The 22,919-nt window shown below is 49.6% G+C and carries 18 protein-coding genes and 1 tRNA gene; 5 read left to right on the top strand and 14 right to left on the bottom strand.

All coding sequences use genetic code 11. The features are described from left to right. Nucleotides 1-2: 2 nt before the first annotated feature. Genes GJJ30_RS20690 through GJJ30_RS20665 form a run of 6 tightly spaced genes read right to left on the bottom strand, consistent with a single transcriptional unit; the run spans nt 3 to nt 5,644 of the window. A complete protein-coding gene (locus tag GJJ30_RS20690; RefSeq protein ID WP_154177098.1) occupies nt 3-1,070 on the bottom strand; it encodes an asparaginase in 1,068 nt (355 codons plus the stop codon). A 2-nt stretch (nt 1,071-1,072) separates the two neighbouring features. Beyond that, nucleotides 1,073-1,852, bottom strand: a complete 780-nt coding sequence (locus GJJ30_RS20685; RefSeq protein WP_154177097.1) for a TatD family hydrolase — start codon at nt 1,850-1,852, stop codon at nt 1,073-1,075. Further along, nucleotides 1,849-2,841 carry a glycosyltransferase gene (locus tag GJJ30_RS20680; protein ID WP_170299239.1) on the bottom strand — a complete coding sequence of 331 codons (993 nt, stop codon included), beginning with the start codon at nt 2,839-2,841 and terminating at the stop codon, nt 1,849-1,851. The genes GJJ30_RS20685 and GJJ30_RS20680 overlap by 4 nt, the downstream gene beginning before the upstream one ends. Beyond that, nucleotides 2,838-3,485 (bottom strand): polysaccharide deacetylase family protein, encoded by a 648-nt coding sequence (locus tag GJJ30_RS20675; RefSeq protein WP_154177095.1) that lies wholly within the window; start codon nt 3,483-3,485, stop codon nt 2,838-2,840. Before GJJ30_RS20675 ends, GJJ30_RS20680 begins: the two co-directional genes overlap by 4 nt. A gap of 32 nt (nt 3,486-3,517) precedes the next feature. Beyond that, the gene (locus tag GJJ30_RS20670) at nt 3,518-4,651 is read right to left on the bottom strand and encodes a glycosyltransferase (protein ID WP_154177094.1); all 1,134 of its coding nucleotides are present in this window, start codon (nt 4,649-4,651) and stop codon (nt 3,518-3,520) included. Between the two features lie 6 nt (nt 4,652-4,657). After that, nucleotides 4,658-5,644 (bottom strand): lysylphosphatidylglycerol synthase transmembrane domain-containing protein, encoded by a 987-nt coding sequence (locus GJJ30_RS20665; protein WP_154177093.1) that lies wholly within the window; start codon nt 5,642-5,644, stop codon nt 4,658-4,660. Between the two features lie 33 nt (nt 5,645-5,677). Here GJJ30_RS20665 and ruvC point away from each other — a divergent pair, with 33 nt between their 5' ends. Together ruvC and GJJ30_RS20655 are read left to right on the top strand one after the other, a co-directional pair. Beyond that, complete coding sequence (gene ruvC, locus GJJ30_RS20660; protein ID WP_154177092.1) at nt 5,678-6,277, top strand: crossover junction endodeoxyribonuclease RuvC; 600 nt, start codon at nt 5,678-5,680, stop codon at nt 6,275-6,277. A gap of 755 nt (nt 6,278-7,032) precedes the next feature. Further along, nucleotides 7,033-7,233, top strand: coding sequence for a hypothetical protein (locus GJJ30_RS20655; protein ID WP_154177091.1), 201 nt, complete (start codon nt 7,033-7,035; stop codon nt 7,231-7,233). A 51-nt stretch (nt 7,234-7,284) separates the two neighbouring features. Here GJJ30_RS20655 and GJJ30_RS20650 read toward each other — a convergent pair whose 3' ends face one another. Further along, a complete protein-coding gene (locus GJJ30_RS20650; protein ID WP_154177090.1) occupies nt 7,285-9,357 on the bottom strand; it encodes a thioredoxin domain-containing protein in 2,073 nt (690 codons plus the stop codon). Between the two features lie 217 nt (nt 9,358-9,574). Between GJJ30_RS20650 and GJJ30_RS20645 the strand changes: the two genes are divergently transcribed. From GJJ30_RS20645 to GJJ30_RS20635, 3 genes are all read left to right on the top strand, one after another. Then, nucleotides 9,575-10,894, top strand: a complete 1,320-nt coding sequence (locus tag GJJ30_RS20645) for an MFS transporter (protein ID WP_154177089.1) — start codon at nt 9,575-9,577, stop codon at nt 10,892-10,894. Nucleotides 10,895-10,917: 23 nt separating this feature from the next. Continuing rightward, nucleotides 10,918-10,992 (top strand) — tRNA-Val (locus tag GJJ30_RS20640). 70 nt (nt 10,993-11,062) lie between these two features. Then, nucleotides 11,063-12,724 carry a hypothetical protein gene (locus GJJ30_RS20635; RefSeq protein ID WP_154177088.1) on the top strand — a complete coding sequence of 554 codons (1,662 nt, stop codon included), beginning with the start codon at nt 11,063-11,065 and terminating at the stop codon, nt 12,722-12,724. 5 nt (nt 12,725-12,729) lie between these two features. Here the strand turns inward: GJJ30_RS20635 and GJJ30_RS20630 are convergent, their stop codons facing one another. The 7 genes from GJJ30_RS20630 to GJJ30_RS20600 form a co-directional block, all read right to left on the bottom strand. Then, nucleotides 12,730-13,782 (bottom strand): alginate O-acetyltransferase AlgX-related protein, encoded by a 1,053-nt coding sequence (locus tag GJJ30_RS20630; protein ID WP_154177087.1) that lies wholly within the window; start codon nt 13,780-13,782, stop codon nt 12,730-12,732. A 10-nt stretch (nt 13,783-13,792) separates the two neighbouring features. Further along, nucleotides 13,793-16,519, bottom strand: coding sequence for a hypothetical protein (locus tag GJJ30_RS20625; protein ID WP_154177086.1), 2,727 nt, complete (start codon nt 16,517-16,519; stop codon nt 13,793-13,795). Between the two features lie 254 nt (nt 16,520-16,773). Continuing rightward, entirely contained in the window at nt 16,774-17,547 is a 774-nt protein-coding gene (locus GJJ30_RS20620; protein WP_154177085.1) for a glycosyltransferase family 2 protein, read from the bottom strand. A gap of 176 nt (nt 17,548-17,723) precedes the next feature. Then, on the bottom strand, nt 17,724-18,929 hold the full coding sequence (locus tag GJJ30_RS20615; RefSeq protein WP_310588348.1) for an acyltransferase family protein: 1,206 nt from the start codon (nt 18,927-18,929) through the stop codon (nt 17,724-17,726). 73 nt (nt 18,930-19,002) lie between these two features. After that, nucleotides 19,003-20,136: an acyltransferase family protein gene (locus tag GJJ30_RS20610; RefSeq protein ID WP_154177084.1), complete on the bottom strand. Its 1,134-nt coding sequence runs from the start codon at nt 20,134-20,136 to the stop codon at nt 19,003-19,005. Between the two features lie 86 nt (nt 20,137-20,222). Then, on the bottom strand, nt 20,223-21,923 hold the full coding sequence (locus GJJ30_RS20605; RefSeq protein ID WP_154177083.1) for a hypothetical protein: 1,701 nt from the start codon (nt 21,921-21,923) through the stop codon (nt 20,223-20,225). A gap of 69 nt (nt 21,924-21,992) precedes the next feature. Then, a complete protein-coding gene (locus tag GJJ30_RS20600) occupies nt 21,993-22,904 on the bottom strand; it encodes a transketolase family protein (RefSeq protein ID WP_154177082.1) in 912 nt (303 codons plus the stop codon). Nucleotides 22,905-22,919 lie beyond the last annotated feature (15 nt).

The raw sequence follows: 22,919 nt of genomic DNA, 5'->3' as shown, positions 1-22,919 counted from the left end.
CGTTACAGACTCATTTCGCCACATATCGGTTCAATCAGGCGTTTTTTCAGCCGTTCAGGGTCCGCTTCATTGGCGAGCAGGAACATCAACTTCGTAATGGCGGCTTCCATCGTGATGTCACTGCCACTCAACACACCGATTTTGTCCAGATGCTTGCTGGTTTGGTACCGACCCTGCGTCACCCGACCGCCGTCGCACTGGGAGACGTTAAAAATGGTCAATCCGCGCTCAACGGCGTGTTCCAGTGCATGTAAAAACCAAGTTTCGGTCGGTGCATTTCCGGCACCATAACTTTCGAGAACCAGCCCTTTCAAGCCCGGAATGCCCAAAATCGAACTGATAATCTTGTGATTGATTCCCGGAAAAAGCGGCAAAGCGACCACGTGGGTGTCCATCTCTTCGTAAACCATCAACCCGGAATCTGGTGAGTAGGAACGAATAAATGGCGTATTGTACTCAATGTTGACTCCGGCCATCGCCAGGTGCGGGTAGTTTTCGGAGTGAAAAGCATTGAAATGAACGCTTTCTTTTTTCTTGGCCCGGTTTCCGCGCAGCAAAAGTGAGTTGAAGTAAATGCAGACTTCCGGCACCATCGGACGACCGTTTTCCTGGGCAGCCGCGATTTCCATTGCCGTAATGAAATTTTCACGCGCATCGGAACGGGCTACCCCAATCGGTAATTGCGCGCCCGTCAGGATGACCGGTTTGTTCAGACCGTCGAGTAAAAAACTGAGCGCCGAAGCCGTGTAGGCCATCGTATCGGTTCCGTGCAAAATGACAAAACTGTCGTACGCATCGTAATTTTCCCGAATAATTCGCCCGAGATTGATCCAGTTCGTCGGTTTCATGTTCGACGAATCGATCAATTCGTTCAGAACAATAACCGTCAATTCAAAATCCAGCCGCCGGATTTCGGGTACGCGGTCCAAAACCTGGTCAAAATCGAAGGGCACAAGCTGGTCGTTTTGTCGGTCGTATACCATTCCCAGGGTGCCCCCGGTGTAAATCACCAGGACCGACGAGCGCGATTGACCCGGCAAAACCGGATTAATATGGATGGTTCGATACATCGTTAACGTTTCAATAATTGTTGAGCATTTCGGGTGGTCTGTTCATCGACGAGGCTTAGCGGTAATTGCTTCAAATCGGCCACCCGCTGGGCAATCAGTTTCTGGTATGCCGGTTCATTGCGTTTTCCGCGATAGGGAACGGGCGCCAGATAGGGGGCATCGGTTTCGAGCACCAGATGTTCGAGATCGATGTGCGGCAGAACTTTGTCCAAACCGCCGTTTTTAAAGGTAGAAACCCCGCCGATTCCAAGTTTAAAACCCAGATCGATGGCTCGCCGAGCCTCTTCGACGGTGCCGACAAAGCAGTGAAAAATACCGCTCAGGTTCGGCAATGCCAGTTTTTCGATCAGATCGGCGGCTTCGGCGAAGGCATTCCGACCGCCGTTGGCCGCCGAACGACTGTGAATGGAAATCGATAAATTTCGCCGGGAAGCCCACTGCAATTGCGTGGTAAACGCTTCAAACTGGCGATCGACGTGCGTGAGATCCCAGTAAAAATCCAGCCCAATTTCGCCGATCGCAATGAATGGATAGCGGTTTAGCCACTCTTCAACGGCCGCCAGCTCGTCATCCACGGTTTCACAAACATAGCAGGGGTGCAAGCCCATCATCGGCAGGCATCGATCCGGGTATTGCCCGGCCAGCGCCATCATGCCTTCGATGGTTTCTTTGGCGCAATTAGGCATCCAGATCTGGGAAACGCCCTGTTGTTCGGCGGCCGTCAGCATGGCTTCCTTATCGTCAAATTGAAGGTCGTAAATATGGGCGTGGGTGTCAATCATGAATAAGTTCGGCCTTTCCAGACCACTTTAGTCGGTAACAAATAGAAAACTAACGAAATGAAATAACCAATGTGCAGGTAAAACTCAAAACCGATCAGGTACGGAAGCAAGTCCCACCGCCGAAACCGATTCAGAATCCAGAGCAATTGGGCCGTTTGCGTACCAAATTTGACCATCCAGACCGCGAGAGCCACGGATGGATACCAAATGGCCAGGGTAATCATGAACGGATAAAATAGCAGTTGCAACAGAAATAAAACGATAAAATAAACTGGTAGTTGCAGCGCCCCAACCATCCAGCGTTTTCGTTGTTGCAACCAACTCTTCCAGTTTGGTAACGGTCGGGTTGTTGCCAGCACCTCGGCGTTGAACAGATGGGCAAACGAAAACCGCTGGTGAATAATCTCGGTAAACAATTGGTAATCTTCGACGACCGAAAATGGCAGGTTTTCGTAACCACCTACCGTATCGTAAGCGGTCCGGCGAACCGCCATGTTGTTGCCCATCGCCGTAATCGGAATGCCCAGATTGGCGAATTGCCAGATCAGATACTGGCCGTAAAACCAGTCGACAGCCTGTAGTTTTTGAAAAACGCTATGCCCGAAAATCTGCGTGGAACCTGTTAAAATTCCGATTTGATCTCGTTCGAAGGGTTTTAGCATATGGGAAATCCATCCGGATGGCACTTCACAATCAGCGTCGGTAAATAAGAAAAACCGGCCTTGAGCGTGCTGTGCAAGTTGCGCCAGCACATTGGCTTTACCAGCCTGTTTTCCAACGCGTTCGGTAATCGTAAATAGGCGGAAGTGCGGTTTGTTCCGAATGAAATCGGCGATCAATTCACCGGTTTTATCTTCCGACTGATCATTTCCAATCAATACTTCGTAGCGATCCGTCGGGTAATCGAGTCGGTCAATGGCTTGAAGGCAACGCAAAATAGTTTCTTCCTCGTTGCGGGCAGCAATCAGAATGCTTACGTCAATGTTCACGGGGCCGGGGTCCTGAGACCGGACATTTGTGGTAGTCCGTCGAAGCGGTAACCCAATTCGGAAAAGTGGGAAAGGACCCGAGGGAGTGCGTAACTCATTCGGGGCCAGGCTTTAATGCTGTCGTGAAACAGGACAATAGAACCCGGTTCGGTATATTTCAGCGTTTTCTGCAAAATTAACTCCGGCTGCAGGGACTGGGAAAAATCACCCGTCAGCACATCCCACATAATCACGTCGTGCGTTTTCAGAACTTCGGTGCCCTGACTCCCCTTCATGCGGCCGTAAGGCGGGCGAAAAAGCCGGGTCGGAACGCCCAGTTGTTGCTGACATTGGTGAAAATTAGCCAGATATGGCTGGTCTTCGGTTTTCCAACCGTTAAGATGATTAAAGGTATGATTACCAATTGAATGTCCGGCATTTTTAACCAGATTGAAAATGCCGGGATGCTTCTTCACATTATCGCCAATGCAGAAAAATGTTGCTTTGGCCTGATGATTTCGGAGGTTTTCCAACACAAATTCAGTGACTTCCGGAATCGGGCCGTCGTCAAACGTCAGGTAAATCACTTTCTCCGTCGTCCGAACGCGCCATTCGTAACGGGGGAAAAAGGCCCGGAGGAGAAAATTGGTTTTATGTAAAAACATAGAATCCGTTCGCCAATGCGGTTTGGGTGTGGTTAACGCAATGCCCGGCCTTTCCACTGAAAACCTTTTTGCTGAGCCGCCAATCCAAAAAAAACAACGTAAAAGGGATAGATCAACTGCGTGACCGGAATCCAGGAAATAACCCGTTCTTTTTTCAAGAACGTTAAAACAGAACCCAAAAATAACCACTCGGGAACAGCTTTCAAGGCCAGGATGCCGATAAGTTGATAAGCCGTCAGGCTCGAAAAAAAATAACTCAAGACCGCAACAGGTAAGGCGATGTTACTGGCAAAGATAAAAACCGCCAGGAGCGAAGGTAAAATGCTTTCGTAAGCCCGCCATTTGCTGGCCCATCTTTTCCGCTGGTGGTAAAACGATTTCAAGGTTGGCTGCGGGGCGGTATGCACAATTGCATCCGGACTTTTAAGGAACTTAACACTGTTAGGAAACCGAATGGCGACCTTGTGCATAAGCAGTTCGTCGTCGCCTGAGGCTACGTGGTCGATGCCGTCAAAACCGCCTACCTCTTCAAAAACCCGCTTTTCGTAAGTTAAATTGGCACCATTGCACATAGTAGGCGAGCCCATTGCCATTGTGCAGGCACCGGCGCCGATGAGGCTGCTGCTTTCGACGGTTTGGAGGTCGCCAAAAAACGAATGATCGCGGTTGAAACTGATGGGACCGCTGATCAATCGGGCGCCGGTTTGCAAATAAAAAACCGCAATAGTTTCCAGCCACTTTGGGCCAACGCGGCAATCGCCGTCGGTGGTGACGATCAAATCCCCGCTTGCCCGGGAAATGCTCTGCCGGATAGCCCGTTTTTTGGGCGAACTCGTCGGTTCGTTGGCAAGGGGCAGTAGGTGCAAGGCATAGGGCATATCCGGGATAAGTGACTGTGTGATTTTCAGCGTGTTATCGGTGGATGAGTCATCGGCAACAATTACCTCAAAATAGATAGATGGATACGTTTGTTGCTGTAAATCGCGAAGCAAAAGCGGTAAGGTTTGTTCTTCGTTGCGAACCGGGATGATGACGCTGATTTTGGGGTGTTTTGTCAGATGAGCCGGTGATAATACGGTAAAAACCGGCATCCTCCACCAGCTAATAGCGAGGATGAGGGTGAATAAAGCATAAATTATTGATATACTTAAGAGCGCATAAAACATTGCAAATCAATTATTTGATAGCTTTAACTTCCAGACCCAGAACAAACCAACAAAAACCGGTGCCAGGATATTGAATAGCCAGAGCGTCAGGGTCGCGGACAAAATTTGAGGAGCCGGAACCTGCCACTGGCCGAATATATAAAGAGATGTTGCCTCCCGAACTCCTAAATCACTCAGCAGATTGAACGCCGGAATAATGGTTTTTCCCAGGTACACCAGCCCAATACCCGTAGCGGTTTCGCGAAGCGGCAAGTGGATTCCGAAAATGCCGAGTGCCAGATAAAACTGGAACGAGAATGTCAGGTACCGAAGCGAGGCCGCCCCGAAGGCCAGGAGCAATTCAAAGACGGTATAATGCGAAGCGACGGCCCAGTATTTTTCCCAGCGCCGAAACCAGGTGTGTTGAATCCCGTCCAGTTTATGCCGTTGCCAGGCAACCAAAACGGCCAGTCCCATTAGGGCGACCAAAACGTAAAAGAGAACCCATTGCGCCATCGAAAGATCCTGAACGCCGGACTGGAGCTGAAAATAAAGTGCAATTGTTCCGAAAAAAACAGCTGCGAAAAACTGCATGCCGCCCGATACGAGCGCAGCCCCGATGCCCTGCCAGCGTTGGTCGGAGCGGAGGGAAAGCAATCTGCCGGCAGTATCGCCCAGTTGGGCCGGCAGCGCAAAACCCATCGCCAGACCCGCCAGAACGCCCTGCGTGGCTTCTAATAAAGAAATGGGCTCAACCCGTCGGACCAGAATTTGCCATTTCAGGGCTTCCAGCAGCCAGTTCAGCGGGGTGAGCAGCATTAAGACAAAAGCGGAGAAACTGAACCAGTCGGCGGCTTGCCAATACGCCCAAACTGAGCGCAGGTCGTGTTCCTGGCGATTCAGCGAAATAATTATGTAACTGACAATGAGGGTTAAAATGGCAACTTTCGACCAAAAAACGATTTTTTTGGTTGCTGAATACGTTCTTTGAGGGACGAACCCGTTACTTTGCATAACCTTATTTATAAAATACCGTACGACATTTCCATGCCTATTCCACTCGCTGCTTCTGAACTAGATTCGTACGACAAAATTATTCTGGGCGTCGATCCTGGTACCCAGATTGCTGGCTATGGCGTCATCCGAATCCACAAGGATCAGATGAGTATGATGCAATACGGGGTCATTCACCTCAGCAAATATAGCACCCACGAGTTGAAATTGAAGAAACTCTTCGATCGGATGATTCAACTCATCGAAGAGCATCTGCCCGATGAAATGGCGATTGAAGATCCGTTTTTCGGAAAAAATGTGCAGGCCATGTTAAAACTGGGCCGGGCGCAGGGCGTGGCGATGGCAGCGGCTCTGTCGCGGGGTATTCCGATTGTGGAGTACTCCCCCCGAAAAGTGAAGCAATCGGTAACGGGAAACGGGAATGCCTCCAAAGAGCAGGTTTCGCACATGGTGAGCCACTTGCTGAATGCCGAACTGAATCCCGAGTTTTTCGATGCGACAGATGCACTGGCGATTGCGATTTGCCACCATTTTCACAAAAATGCACTTCCAGGCACTAAATCGACCGGCAAGAAATCCAAAAAAGGCGACTGGTCGGCCTTCATCAACGAAAATCCAAACCGGATTTCCTAGACTTTGCGTTTCACTTTTATTTGTCAGTAGATCATGATACTTCCGAATGCGATTCGCGAACTTGTGCTTAATGATCAATCACTTAGAAATCACCTTTACTGGTTCGTATTCGATTGCTGAAAAGGAGAAAACCGCGCAATCCGGAAAGCCGCACCTTAATTGTAATTGAATACAAAAATCACCTCGCTGGAATTACTAGTCAAAACGAGAACTGCTTTAGGGTTTGGTCGGTAACTTAACCGAACGAACATGTTTTCAACACAACACATATTGGAGTAATAATCCGTGTATTGGAGCATATAATTGTTAGCAGTTAATCGTTCGGTACGGGTGAGTTGGAATTGGTGTTGTCTGGTAATTAATTCGCCTGAAAATGGCGACAATCCTATCTACGAACCCAATTATCAGGGTACAAACTTAAACGGTATCTACCATCATTTTCTTACATAATTTTAATTATAACGTACAAGATTTTTGGATGATAGAAGATTGATCGGTGTCGACTGATAGAGATACTTTTTACCTGTCAATGGCTTCGCAGGATACGTCAGAAACTTTGCTGAACGGGTCCATTTTGAGACCAAATGAGGAAGACTGGGCAAAAAAGGTATATTTCACTCCGAAAAACAGGGGAAACTACGTAGTAGATATTCATATGGCTCTACTACTTTTGACTATCCAAACTGAATCACAATTTCGTTCAGAGACGAACCAACCAATAGTCGGGAAATTGTAGAGCTACGTTGGAAGTTAATATGAAAAAGATACTCAAAAATCGATTGATGTTGGCCGGTTTTTATCTTGCTGTTGGCTTGATCCTCACTTCATTAGGTCGCACGCATTTTCGGACAAAAAATATGGAGATTATCAGCGGCAAGACCATATTTAGTCAGAAAAGCCGGACAGCCGCTCCAAACGTGATTCATACGGTTTTAAAAACGATTAAGGTAATTTAATCTTTTCCCAACATCATCAAAGGATGGCCCGGGATGATGCTGGCAAACTCATTACGATTGATTCTCTCCTAAACTTCGGAACGCTTCTCCGACATCGGTAACGGGCAGCTGACAGGCCCGATTGTAGCAGACGTAGATGGCGGTTTTCCCGCCAATTGCCTTCCGGTTTTCCAATAAAGGCAATTTGCTTTCCGATTCCGTACCCGCCAACACTTTATTCGGATAAAACCGCTGATCAATTTCGTTACGGTACGAGCTGGCTTCCGGCCCAACGATGGCTATTTCCGCGGTTGGCTGCACCCGCATGGCGTAAAGGGCGGCCCAATGGGTCAAATAATCCGCATTTTGTTGAAGTAAAGGCTGCACCCGGCCCATCATGGCTTCGAGCAGGTCGGAGTATGCGGGTGATCCGTCAATCGGTTGTTCCAGCAACAGGCTCAGTGTGTGGAGGTTATGCGCCATCATCGAATTCGATGCCGGAATCACATTATCAAAAACCTCCTTTTTTCGGGCAATCAGGGTTTCGGCTGCCTGATCGGTGAAAAAGAATAAGTGGTCCTGTTCATCCCAGAAATGATCAAGCGTGTAGCGGACCAACCGATCGGCTTCGGTCAGATACGATTCCTGAAATGTGGCCTGGTACAGCGCAAGATAACCATCAATCACGGCCGCATAATCTTCCAGATAAGCAGTAATCGTGGACAGTCCTGGCTTACTATCTTTGCCGGTTTTGTAACTGTGCCAGAGCTGGCCAGATTCCGGGTGGGTCAGTTTCTCCTGAATAAAGCGGGCATTCCGTTCGGCGAGTTGTAAAAAGGATGCTTCGCCAAAAAACCGGTAAGCCGTAACCAGGCCTTTCAGCATCAGGCCATTCCAGGAACACAGAATTTTATCATCCAGGCCGGGCCGGATTCGCTGGTCCCGGGTGGCCATTAATTTTTGGTGCGTTCTGGAAAGTTTCTCCGCGAATTCGGCCGCCGACAAACCCTGCATCCGGGCGAAATCTTCGTCCGAAACCACCCGATGTAAAATGTTTCGATCAACACCTTCGTGTTCCTCCCAATTGCCGTCGGGCGCGATGTGGTATAACTCGCTGAACCAGTTGAAATCATCGCCAAGAACCGCTTGTAATTCCGCTGTCGTCCACGTATAAAATTTGCCTTCCACTCCTTCGCTGTCGGCATCCAGCGCGGAATAAAAACCGCCCTCGGGACTGGTCAATTCCCGCTGCAGAAACTGGATCGTTTGAAAAACCGTCTTTCGATACAACGGACTCTGCGTCAGGCTGTAGGCTTCGGAATACAGGGTCAGTAACTGACCATTATCGTAAAGCATCTTTTCGAAGTGCGGAGCAAACCACTGATCATCAACGGAATAACGGGAAAAACCGCCACCGATCTGATCATAAATTCCGCCCAAAGCCATGTAATCCAGCGTCCGGCGAATGTGTTTCAGCGCGTCCTCATTTTTCGTAATGTGATAATACCGCAGCAGAAAACCGTAAATACTCGGCATCGGAAATTTGGGAGCCCGGCGGGGGCCGCCTTTCACCGGATCGAACGATGCGGCTAATTTTTGGTACATAGTCTCCAGGAAATCGCGCGTAAAAACCGGAACAGCATCCGTCAGATAATATTGCTCTTTGACGCTCATATTCAGCTGGTTAGCAAAACCGTCAGCCGATTCAGCTAACTGATCCGGGTGTTCCTCGAAAGCCGACCGGACGCTGGTTAACAAATTTATCCACTGCCGGGGTGGCAAATAAGTCAGGCCATAGAACGGTTTGGCGTCGGGCATCAGAAAGACGTTCAGCGGCCAGCCGCCCTGCACGCCCATCGACTGGACGGCATCCATGTAAATTGCATCGACATCAGGCCGTTCCTCGCGGTCCACTTTGATGCAGACAAAATGGGCATTCATCACGGAAGCAACCTGCTCGTTTTCAAAGGATTCGCGCTCCATCACGTGACACCAGTGGCAGGCCGAATATCCAATACTGACCAGAATCGGTTTATTCTCACGCTCGGCTTTTTGCAGGGCTTCGGGTCCCCACGGAAACCAGTCGACCGGATTGTGAGCGTGCTGCAATAAATAAGGGCTGGTTTCCTGGGCAAGTCGGTTCATAATTGAATAGCGTCAAAACGGAGCAAACTTACTGTCTAACCGGCAATAATTGCCAGAAGTTTAGGCTGACGGTTATTTTTGATCGTGATTCCAGGGTTTGGACCGGGGATATTGGTGCTTTTAAGACGCTGCGAAGCAGGATAAAAAAGAGTGGAGCATTGAAGGCTTGCCGGAACATCCTTATATTCACCCCTAAATTTCCGGAATCCTTCCGCCCATGAAGAACAACCCCCGTACCATCAATGCCTGGTGTCTCTATGACTGGGCGAATTCCGTGCATTCTCTGGTCATCGTTTCCAGCATCTTTCCGGTTTATTTCAGTGCAACAGCCCTGAATGAGTCCGGCGGAAACGTCATCGATTTTCTGGGATTTTCGGTCAAAAATTCGGTTTTGTTTTCCTATTCCGTTTCGGTTTCCTTCCTGCTGATTGCGCTGCTGAGTCCGTTTTCCTCGGCTCTGGCGGATTACAGCGGTCAGAAAAAGTCGTTCATGAAATTCTTCTGTCTGCTGGGTTCAATAAGTTGTTCACTTCTGTATTTTTTCACCAAGGAAACGACCACCTTTGCGGTTTTCTGTTTCATTCTGAGTTTGGTAGGCTGGGGGGGAAGTATCGTTTTTTACAACTCGTATTTGCCCGAAATTGTCACCGAAGACCAGATCGACCGGGTGAGTGCGCGCGGGTATACGATGGGCTACATTGGCAGTGTGCTCCTGATGGTTTTCAATTTGACCATGATTTTGTTTCCGCAATGGTACGGCGGCATGTCCGGCGCAACGGCTTCCCGCATTTCATTTCTGACCGTCGGACTCTGGTGGTTTGGATTTGCCCAGCTTTCATTCCGGTATTTGCCCAACGCCGAACGGCGAATCCGAACGTCGACCTCCAACAGCTGGATTTTCAATGGCTTTCGGGAACTGAAAAAAGTGTACCTGGACGTGCAGAAACAACGGCTTTTAAAGAAATTCCTGCTCGCGTTTTTTATTTACAACATGGCGGTTCAAACTGTGATGTACATTGCCACCATTTTTGGCAGCGACGAACTGAAACTGCCCGCTCAGAGCCTGATTATCACGATCTTATTGATTCAGTTGATTGCGATTCCGGGGGCCATCCTGTTCGCGCGTTTGTCCGGACGGTTCGGTAACATTTACGCTCTAATGATTGCGGTCACGGTCTGGATCGGGATTTGTGTTGGCGCCTATTACGTCATGAGCGAAAATCAGTTTTATGCGCTGGCGGTGGTGGTCGGACTGGTCATGGGCGGTATCCAGGCACTTTCGCGGGCCACTTACTCCAAACTGATTCCAGTCACCACGCAGGACACGGCTTCTTATTTTAGCTTTTACGATGTCACTGAGAAATTATCCATTGTCATCGGCACGCTCATGTACGGATTGATCGAGCAGATCACCGGCAGCATGCGCAACAGCGTCCTGGCTTTGCTGGTGCTTTTTGTGGCTGGTTTACTGCTATTGTGGCGAATTCCTTCACAAAAAGTTTACCGGGTACGTTTGGAAACCGAAGAAATCTCCTAATTTTGTGACCCTGAAACCACGACAGGATGTTAGCTCAGTTGGTTCAGAGCGCCGTCTTGACAGGGCGGAGGTCAGCGGTTCGAGCCCGCTACATCCTACATTCCAAAGCTTTTTATCGATCCGATAAAAGGCTTTTTTTATTTCGTATCTACTAGTTATCTGCAACGAATGAAAGACCGCTATTTCGATGGAATCAGCCTGTTTTTAATTGCCCTGGCCAGCTACGTATTAAACCACCAGATAACGGCCATTTCCAACATCGAAATGGGCGATGAGGGTTTTTATATGTACCAGGGAATAACCGGTTTTCGACTGGGATTGCAAACCGACTGGGGCCCAATTTATTCACTCTGGTATAAATTTCTTTCCTTTTTTGAAAGCGATACCGTCCGGCTTTATTACCTGAATATGGTGCTGATGTCATCGTTGACGACGCTGGCCATTTATATAGCCATTCGACTCGCCGGTTTTCGCTGGTGGTGGGCCCTATACAGCGCATTGGTATTCCATTTTTCTCAAATTAATTTCCCTCAGGGCGTCAAAGTTTCGATTTTTCTGTTTCTGTCGACCCTGATTTTATACATCGTCTGCGATCGATATTTCAGAAATCAGATTTACAAGGCTTTAGTGATCACCACGTTTAGCTACTTCGTTTTTACCTACATCCGGCCCGAAGTTATTGTCTCGTTCGGCTTATGTATGGCGGTTTTAATCGGGGCCACCATTCGATTCCGAAAATCACCTCTTCCGCTGGCCGGTATAACCGTTGGAATCTTACTTATTTTCTTCGGAATAGGAAGTCCTCTGTCTGATAAAGGTCAAAGTGCCTTCAAGCAGGATTTTTCCTATAACTACAATATGCAGCACATGGAAGATGAACGGTTGAAACCCTACAATAATTGGGTGGATTACGAAGTTATGTCGCGCATTATTTTTGGCGAACCCGTCAAGGGTTTCGCCGATGCTCTGGTCAAACATCCGGCTTTAGTGATTGAAAATCACATCCTTTTTAATATTACCAACCTGAGTAAGCAACTGTTGAACATCATTTATTCGTACGTTGAACCGGTGAGTAAGCTGCCAGGTTTGCGATTTATTGAGCGTGTTTTTTATATTAAATTAGCCTGGATTCTCCTTTTAATTATCGGAATAGCTGTAGTTTCTTTCCGGAAAACCGCACAGAATCTGGCTGCCGAAGTGACTAAAAACCCGCTACCCTATTTGATGTCGAGTCTGGCAATTCTGGCTCCCTGCATCAGTTCGGTGTATTCAATGGGAACAAAAATCCGGTATTTGCCTCCGTTTTATTTTTTCTTTCCGCTTTTCATTGGTTTGCTTGTAACAAGCATTCATCTGCGGCCCTGGCTCGTTCATCGGATGTCGTGGGAGGCTTTAACCAGACCGGGCGTGAAATATGGCCTGCAATTTATCTTCCTAACTGGAATCGCTTTATTTCTCCTGTGGGGGTGGAAACGGCAGGTTCCAAAAATGCCGGGCGACAATGAATTGGTTGAATACGTAAAAGACCTGACGGCGCCGGTAAAAGACAAAGATCGTATCCGGATTTTCGATAACAAAGACCAGTTAATTACCTATATCGGGGGCAATGCGGTTTCCTACGCCGACTATCCCCGCAATACCGATTTCTTCAAATTTGTGGACCAGAAAGACATCAATCTGATCGTTTTCCGACCTATTATTCTGGATTATTACAAAGCCGATACCAGTCTTCAGCGGTTTATTCAAAATCCACCTCCGGCTTTTATAAAAAAGGATGGACCCAAACCGGGCGGTTACAGTTTTATCCGGCGTGACCTGCTCGTCAATTGAGAAAATTACTGCTTTGTCGCGCTTATTTCATTTAACCGATTGGTTACGGCTTTCATCCAGATGGCCCGGCCAGCGCAGTTCCAGTGGGCATCGCTGGTTTCATACAAGGGAATCCGGCTGGCTTTATAGGGCGTGTAGATATCGATGGTTGGAATCGTTAAGCGGGGGCTATGCTGTACACGTTCGATGAGGTGGTTGTACGGCAATGGTCCCATGTTTGGAGCGTAAATGCTGGTTTTATTGGGGATAATGGAAAGATAAACCTGATCAAAACCGGCTTTTTTATAGCGATCGGCCACCACATTGACGCTGTCGATGTATCGATTCAGCAACATCTCCGGCATCGGTTTGAAGGAAGAATTGGTTAGGGAAGTATCCGTATCCAGGTAATACAAAAGATGCTTTCCATCGGGTGTGAGAGTAGTTTTGGGGTTCACCCGACCAAACCAGTCCAGGGTCAGCCGGCCTTTCAGGTCTTTGAACCAGAGCGCCCAATCTGTAAAAAAAAGAATGGTTTCCAAACGGGCCTCAACGGCATCCCGGGAAAAGAGCGTTTCCATTCCTTTTGAAAATGCCTGCCAGGTCAGGCGGTTTTCGGGTTTGGGCGCGATGGTAGTCGTATCCGGCACCACTTCCAGATCGTTGATGTAGCGGCCGAACTGATCCCGAAAATGGCGTTCAACCGTTTCGATAACCAACACATTGGTTCGGGTCGTATCCAGTTGAACGCGTCGGTTAAATCCCCATTTCGTGCGGTGAAAATGTTCCACCGGTAAATCCTTGATCGTCACGCGGGGCGGTTCGGAAAAACTGTCGCCAATGATGTAAAAATGAATGGGTTTGCGGGGCGCGTTGGCCGGATAAGCGGGTGGACAGGGAATTTGCCGCGCTTTAAACTGGGGTAAATTCGCCATCCGGTACAAATCCCCAAACCGGTAATCGTCCGGGATAAGTCCCTCACGTTGAACCGAATTCATCACATCGGTCGAACAACTTCCGACGTAAATGAGAATGGAAACCAGCAATATCAAATACCGCGCAATGACGCCAATCTTCATACCAATGCTTTTATCGTAACTTGACCGACCAGATCTGGACGGCTTTGTTATCCGTACTGTACACAAACAATTTATTTCGGGTGGGCGAAAATTGAAGACCCACCGGATAGGCTCCAGGAATGGGCCGGTCACCTACCGGACGACCGGCCAGGTCGTACAGGCTGGTAAAATTACCGGATTTGACGCTGATCAGGTTAATGCCAGAGCCTAAAACGTGATACCGGATGGTCGTCTGGCCGGGGCGCAATCCGCGGACTTCAAACAACGAATTGCCTTTTCGATCCAGAATTGCGGCTTCCGTGTCCGATGACCGCAGTAACAAATAACCGTTCTGATTGACCTCGGGTAACAACCGGAACGAACCGCGCCGAATGGGGCGGAAAAGCTGCGTTCGTTCCTGAATCTGTCCGTCGGCACCTACGTGAATCAATTCCCCTTGTTTCGTTAGCGTGGTCAGGGTTGCCGGGTTGCCGTTTTCGAGCCAGGCCGGACCGATCAATTCTGTTTTTAAATCAAGCGGAAAACCGCTGACCGAACCTCCGTTTTCATTCCAGTAAAACAGCCGCCCCTCTTTCTGAGCCGACACCACCGACAGCGATTGATTGCGAACCGTGGCGTGAAAGTCAGAGACGCCCTCAACACCGCTATTGTTCACCGCAAATTGCCGGACAAACTGCTTTTTCTGGCGGTCGTAACCGTATACGCTCCCATTCTGATGCATCAACAGCAGGATCAGGTTCCGGTTTTGGTCGCGACGGGGGGCCATCAGGGTATTTGGCAAGAGTCCTTCTGGCAATGGAATCGACTGAAGCTTGGCCAAACCATTGACCGGATCGGCGATATACAGCGAACTCGGCGTGGTAAAAGCGTATTGCAAACGATCATTGGTCAGAAAATCGACCGGCACCAGCGCACTTACGACCGGGCCATTAACCGTTCCCAGCGTGTGTTTTTCGCCTTCGGGCGTGATCAGAATAAATTGTCGGGCATTATCAACCGCCCAAATAGCTCCCGAACTGCCGATAAAATCCCCAATTACCATCGGCTGACTCAGCAGGGGAGCATCCAGCGAGATTTTGCGTTGCAGGAAAACCCGGTTCAAAACCGCTTCGCTGGCGCGCCGGGTGGTGTGGCCCAGAATGAGCGTGGAGTAAATCCGCTCGCGCCCGTACGTGCTTTGGTAAATCAGGTTTTCCACGTTATCCAGGGCGGTTTCGTCATGATTGAGCAGGAATTGCCACGATTGAGGCCAGTTGGCCGCCACCGATTCCCCGGCCCGTGAAAACCGGGTGTAGGCCGTAAAGTTGGATGGCCGCAGGGTTTGGCTCAGCAAATCCCGTTGCCGGAATGATTCCGACCAGACCGTGCCCTGATCGACGGATTGTAAATATTCCTGTAAAACGCCCTGACCATTCGCAATCACCAGATAATCACCGACCTGGGCCAGCCAGTTTTGCTCAAAACCGCGAAACAAACCGCCAAAGAGGTAAGCCGGTAAATTGGGCGCGTCGATGGACGAAATCCGATAGCGCAGAAACGGTTTTGTATTCGAAACGTGGTCGGTTCCGGAAGTCAGCAGGGCCGCGAGCTGGTACCGGTCCCACAAGCGGTCGACGTTCGGCGAATGAATCAGCATCACCAGCCGCCGGTCGGCCGAAGGCGCGTCTAAACGGAGCAGGGCAATCTCGTTGCCGATGTATTTATAAATGCCGTTTTCCTCGTTCTGAAGCAGTGGTCGCAGTTTTCGGCGGCCTTCCCGCGTGTCGGCTTCGTCTTCTGAATTAATGAAAGCCGTGAGTGCTTTGCCAAATCGCGGTCCGTCGCTCAGGCTGAAGTGGAAAAATGTTGTGGTTTGGTCCGGTATCAGATTACCGCAGTTTATTCGTAAAGGCGTTTGCCGATCGAACAGATTTGCAAGGGCGGTTTTGGCGCCAATGTCATCCGTCGAAAGTCCGATGAGGTGGGAGTGGGAAGGCGATTGCCGGAATCGGGACAGTAACTCGGTCGGTAACAGCGCCTTAATATATTTGGACTGGTAATCCGTGCTTTCATCCTTCGGAGACAGGATAGCCGTTAACACTGAACTGCGCACGTAAATGCCTGCCAGCGTTCCCGGCCGGACGAGCGAAACATCGGCCCGCTGCAGGGGTGTTTCTGTAAACGGCTGCTGCATACGTCGAATCACGCTTTCGATCAAAATGGTGGACGGGCTGCAAACCAGGTAATCATCCAAAACCACAAACGAGCCGAGTGATTCGTTTTGAACGGTGAGCAATTCATGAATCCGCGTTCCTTCGTAGGGATGGCTGAGCACCCGAAACCGGTCGGCATTGGGGTTTTGAATCCGGTTGACAAATGGCTGGTCCTGCAAAGAACTGACGGGAATGTAAAAGATAAAGTTAAGCCGATCTTTGGAGGTAGGATGCAGGGAATACCAGATGGGTTTGTCTCGCAAAAACTGAAGTGCGCTGGCGGTATCAAGGGGCGACCAGACAAATTTTTCGAGATTCCGGACGGCTTCCTGGAAAACCGGGGTTGTCCGCAGTGCCATTTCGTTCAGCTTGACCTGTTTCGAAATGGTATCCTGCAACGAAGAACTTTCCATGACCAGCAGGGCATCCGACGGAATCAGCATCCAGGCCGACCGCACGGGGGCTTTCCACCAGCGGTAAGCAAAATAGCTCCCCAGAATGAGGGCTAAAACACCAATGCCAATCCAGAGCTGCTTTTTGGACATGTAAGTGGGTTTGAGTTTGTTGTGGCCAAAGATTTGACCATTGACCATTGTCGATCGACCATTGATCTCGGCCCACTATTGATATCCTTTAGTCAATGGTCAATGGTCAGCGGTCAATGGTCAATTTTCAACAGTCAATCGTCATTAAAAACAAAACGCAGACCGGGCGGACTTTCGCAGATAAAATCTGAGGAGATCCGTTCAATCTGCGTCATCGCCTGGGCAACGAGTCGCTGCTTTCGCTTACGCTCAATTTATATTTTTACGGGTTGCTTAACGTCGACGGCTTTCAGGGCCTTCACTTTCGCACCCAGATCCATCCGGAACTCGGCCAGTTCGCGGAAACTCTGCAAACAAACCTTGATCAGTTTCCAGCGTAAAATAGAAACCGTACCCGTCAGGCGTTCTTTGTGAACGATGGGAATATCGAATGTTTTCTGACCGGCTTTTTTTGCCATTACCGCCAGAAAAATATTGGGAGCAAATGGCGTTGGATCTGGCAGTTGTTCCAGCAGTTTCTTCAGGTAAGCCCCGTTGATCAGCCGGAAAGGAATGTTGCTGTCTTTGATGTACGTGCCGTAGATCAGGAAAAGGCTCAGTTTCAGAATCCGGGTAATCACCAGACGGGCGAAGGCGTCGAAACGGATCTGGCGATAGCCCAGAATGAAATTCGACTCGTGCCGCTTGGCCCATAATTTCGCAAAGTCATCGGTAACGAACTGGTCGTCGCTGTCGGTTTGGAAAACGTATTCCGAACCCAGCGCAACGGCGTGCCGGTACCCCCGAACCACGGCGTTACCGTGTCCACCATTGGGCGTATGAACCACCTCAAGCTTGGTCGGATACTTCGGTTTCAGCGAATCCAGAATGGCACCGGTGCGGTCTTTGGAACCATCATTGATGACGATCAGACGGGTATTTCCGGTCGGGAATTGGCGGGTGAGCAGATCAACCCAGGTTTCTACAACTTCGTGGATACATTCTTCCTCGTTGTAGGCCGGCATTACTATTGATAATTGTAAACTCATTGGTAGGTAGCAAACATAGTGGCAACGTTGAGCAAAATGCTGTGGATAAGTTCGTATTGCCGGTTTGATGAATTACATAACGAAACAAAGATAGGGAAACAGGGAGTATTTATTCTAATACCTAGACCATAACATTTATCGAATGGAATTTCGGGCCACTCTGCCCGCCAAAATGATTAATAAGAAAACCGGTCTTTTAGCGAATTAATGGGCTTTTCGAGCAAAAACCACGACAGCGAAGCTACGATAATTGTCAGAACCACAAAATAGAAAAATTTTAATACAAAGAACTGATCAATCGCCGGAACGTACGTTGCCAGTTTATTCCAGATCCGGAGGGTCGGATGGCTGGGGGGCGTATGGTAAAAGTTATAAACCAGGTTATGAAATATATATAAACCGTAACTGATTTGCCCCAGATACCGACTTACCGGATTTTCCAGAAACCAGCGCATCCAGCCTTTGAAACCGACCGCGGCCCGGCCAATCAGGAAAAAGCCCAGCACTGAACCGGCCAGCCGATCCCAGACTTCCGAAACCACGTTGTGCGGAGCCTCGAAAGTCTTTGAAAGGATGACCAACAGGATGTAAACCAGCAGACTGATAACGACGCCATTCGAATTGCGGAACAACCGGTGCAGCCATTCTTTCTGATAAAGCCACAAATAGGCCAGCAGCGCACCGAGGCCAAAGGAATCCAGACAGGCGGGGGTGAATACGTAAGCCACTACCCAGGAATAGTGTTGCGCGTAGAGGAAATACCGGAAAATAACGCTGAAGACAATCAGAGACCACATCGTCAGCGGAACGTGCCGACGCGGTACGTAAAAGAGTAAAAGCGGGAAAATCAGATAAACCTGTTCTTCGACGGCGAGCGACCAGAAATGGTCGATCACACCCATCCATTCCTGGTAATACGCAATGTAAATATTGGTTGCGTACAAAACGCACCATGCCAGTTTTTCGCGAACGGGCGGCACATTGTACACGAACAGAATGAACAGCGAAAAATAGTATAATGGAAAGATTCGGATCGTCCGGCGGATGTAGAACGTTTTGAGGTAAAAACTTAACCGATCGGGCCGACCCGCTAGTTTATCCTTGCTGCTGAGCAGAATCCGGGTGATCAGAAAACCGCTGAGAACGAAGAAAATGGTAACGCCCAGCGGACCCAGCGGAATGGAGTTGCGCTCGGCCATCCAGTGATCGTAGAGTACCAGCGCAACGGCAATGAACCGGACGCCATCCAGTTGGGTCAGGTACGAAATGGCCGTTTTCGACTGGCTGGGAACCGACGGGCTATCCGTCGAAATAGAAGAGGTGTTCGGTGAAACTGCGTCCTTAGATTCTCGCTTGAACCAACCCAATTGCCCTGCGTCCACGTGTGAATATATTGATGGAAAGTGCCAAAAGTACAAACATTCCCCCAGATTTGCCAGCTACCGAACGCATTGTTCAGGAAGGACTGTAGGCAAACCGGTCTTTCAGGTTATTAAACGGTTTTTCGATCAAAAACCACGAAAACGTGGCTACGGCAACGGTAATGGCATAAAAGAACACCACTTTTGCCAGGCTCACAAGCCCGAATTCGGTCAGGAATGGCAATTCCCGCAACAGCCGATTGAAGGCCCGTACGGTAATGAAATCGGGCGGAGTGTGGTAAAAGTTATAAACCAGATTGTGAAAGAGGTATAAACCGTAACTGATTCGGCCGAGATAGTTACTAACCGGATGTTCGAGAAATCGTTTGGCAATACCTTCATAGCCGATGACACCTTTACCGATGATAAAAAAGCAGAAAATGGAGGTGAAAAACCGGTCAAAAATATCCGTGAAGACGTTTCGGGCGGGCGTCGTGACGGTCATCAGGTACAGGTTGAGGGCGTATAAACCAAAACTGATCAGGAAGAAAACCGTGTTGCTGCTTATTTTTTCGAACCGCTCCCGCTTGAAAACCAGCAGGTAAGCCAGAATGCCGCCCATTCCAAAAGCGTCGAGGCAGGTGGGCATCAGCATAAACTGCACCATCCAGGAAGCGCCGGTCGCGAACAGGACAACCCGCAGTAAGATCGAAAAGATAATCAACACAACCAGCATCCGGTAAAAAAACCGGAAGGGGAGAAAAAGAATCAGAAAGGGGAAAAATAGATAATACTGCTCTTCGACGGCCAGCGACCACAGGTGATCGACGGCCCCGAACCAGGTGTGATGCAGGATCATCCAGATATTTGGCGTATACGTCAGGAACCAGCCCAGATGGTCCCGCACGGCGGAATAACCGACCAGCGCCAGAATGCAGATCGTGAAGTAATAGATTGGGAAAATCCGCAGGCTTCGACGGATGTAGAACTGCCGCAAGGATAAACCATGCGAGCGATTCAGCTTTTCGTCGAGCCGTTTGCTGTTGATCAAAATTCGGGTGATCAGAAAACCGCTCAGTACAAAAAACAGGTTGACCCCAAAATACCCAATCGGAATATGAACCTGATCGCTCAGCCAGTGATCGACCATCACCAGCGAAACCGCCACAAAGCGCAGCCCGTCCAGTTGGCCGAAATAATTCCCTGACTTGGCTGCGGTGGGGGTCATGGGATGAGTTTATAGTTTATTGTTTAGGGTTTATTTTTCTTAAAGCGCGCTAACTATAAACGCTGAACAATAAACAACAAACCCGTTTACCAGTTCGACTCCGGGCGTTGGTATTTGACTCCGGAGGCAGTGATGGTACGTCCCGTAGGATGAAGCTTGACCGAATTACCGGATTCGACCGTGAGAACAAACAGTCCGTAATTTCCCCGGGCAAGGTCGGTTTCGGGTATTTCGGCAATAAAACCGCCCGAAAAGATTCGCTGGGGCCAAAACCAGCCCCGGGGGCTCCGACTCAGGTTCTGTTTCACCGGAAATAAATACGTTCGCTGGGCAGAACGCGCCAGCAAATAAGAACCTTCATCGCGCAAACCGAATGGCGAAATTGTGGATTGAATTACCGTGAAAATCGTGCCGGACTTAAAAACGGAGTCAATTTTAATAGGGTCAGCCGGGCGGATACTGGTGAGTAATTCAGCTAAATGCTCGTCGTAAAAAGCCGGGGCGTTCTGCACGTATTGCCGGGTTACCGGATCGATGGCGGGCTGGGTCGAGTTCTTAGTAAACGTGAAATTGAACTGGTACGTACTCATGAACTGCCGCAGGTAAACCGCTTCGTCGAGGAATGTGCTGTAGGAAAAAAAAGCGATCAGAAAACTGAATACCGTCGCCAGTCCGGCGGTCAAAAACCGCTTTGAGGGATTCGTGCGAACAATCCCGTAAGTGAACAAAAAAGCCAACAGCGTAAGAGAGTAAATCTTGTACCGGCTGGTGGTCAGGGTTCCCAGTCCGAAGCCGACGCGGTTGAAAGCCACAACTAAACCGGTCCCAATGGTAAAAGCCGCTCCGCCGAGGAAGAACAGTTGCCATTCGGTCAGCTTGATTCCCCGGAATTTTTCCACAACCGCCGGGATTCCAAAAAAAGCTGCCAGCGCGATGATAATTCCACCCAGCAAAAGGCAGGTCAGCAGGAAGTTCCGGACCGGAAAAGCCTCGGCGGCCGCGCCGTTGAAAAGCAGCCAGCCGTGGAGTTGAGCCAGCAACGAACCCGGATCGGGCGGATTCCCGGCCGGTTTTTGATAATCCAAAAAATAGAGCCGGAAGGTAATGGCCAGGGCTAATAACCAGCGGAGGACGCCAACGTAATCCTGCCGCAGAAAAATCAGAATCAGTCCGACGGGCCAGATCAGCAAACCGTTCCCGCTGGTGAGGGTCGCTAAAACCGCCAGCGCAATGGCCAGCCAGCCAACCCGGTTTTTGAACGAAAGTTCGTAGAACGTTGCCACGGCCAGCGCCACGACGGTGAAGTTTTGCAGAGCCGCCATGCCCCAGAACGTATTTTCCCAATGGGAGAGATTAAACAGGAGCAGCGACACCGGCAAAGCCATCCAGAGAGAAACTCCAGCCTGGCGCAAAGCCCTGATAAACACCAGTAAGAGCAGCACCAAACTCAGGTTGCCTACCAGCATGAGGTGCACAAAATTGAGTTTGCCGGTCAGGTGATAATCCAGCCAGGAAATCAGGCGGTCGTAAAAAATTCGGTGTTCGTTGTGCTGGGCGAAAAATTCGTAAATCTGGTCGCGCAACGATTCGGCCTGATCCAGTTTCAGGAGAAATGCCTTTAACGCGTGGTCATCGAACTTCGGAACATTGATGGCGTAGCGACTGAAAACCAAACCATAAACCAGAACGGGGACCAGCAAAGCCAGTCCGCTCAGCAGAAGAGATGCGGAAGAAACCGCCTGAGATCGGATGTTTTTAACCGGGAATGATTGTGTTTTCGGTTCCATACGGTCAACTATACAAATCCACTCTGATGAACCCTGATACGTCCTGATAAACGCTGTGTACTAACATGCCTACAGAAAAGCAGCCAGTTTTGCCTGAATGCTGGCCGTATCCAAACCGGATTGCTGCTGGTGATAACTCTGGTCGCCGTATAAACCGTCAGGGTATCCCTGCGCCGACAGGCTCACAAACTGCCGGAATGACAAACCATTTTCCAGCAATTTAACGGAGAGCTGCTGCGCTAATCCGCCGATGCTTACGTGTTCTTCCACAATCAGCAGATTCTGCGTTTCGGCCCATTGTTTACCCAAGTTCGCGGGCAATTCAAGCGGCAGGTTCAGGGCCGTGTAAACGTCGAACTGATTGCCTAGCGCGTCGGAGGTTTGCAGGGCTTTCAGGACATTCGCAGCCACCGGACCCAGCGCCACGACGGTTCCTTTGGGGTTTTCGCTGCTGGCCACTTTCTTGAACGAACCGGTGGTTTCGCTGCCTTCAGGGGTTTTCGGACCCGCGCCCAGCCGCAAATAAGCCGGTCGACCTTCGGCGACGATCGAATCAACAATGGAATCGATTTCGTCGGCAAAGGCCGGGATCCAGGTTTTCACGTTCTGTAAACCGCTCAGGCAGGCCAGGTCTTCAATGGCGTGGTGAGTTGAACCCATGATGCCGTAACCGTAACCGCCCCCGTTGCCGACCAGAAAAACCGGTAAATTATGGAGGCAAACATCGTTCCGAAACTGCTCCAGACAGCGATAAACCGCAAACGGTGCGATGCTGTAACAGAACACTTTATAACCTTTATACGCCATTCCGGCGGCAACACCGACCATGTTTTGCTCGGCAACGCCCGCATTGATGAAGCGTGGCCCCATGGCAGCCGCGACATTTTCAAGGGCCGCATAGCCCAGATCGCCCGTGATGAAGATGATTTGCTCATCGCTCGCAACCAGGCGCTCGATGGCAGCTGAAAATTCTTTCCGCATTTTGGTAAGTTTTTA

It is taken from the genome of Larkinella terrae (assembly GCF_009668025.1).
Lineage (GTDB): Bacteria > Bacteroidota > Bacteroidia > Cytophagales > Spirosomataceae > Larkinella > Larkinella terrae.
This window is presented reverse-complemented; position numbering and strand designations above follow the sequence as displayed.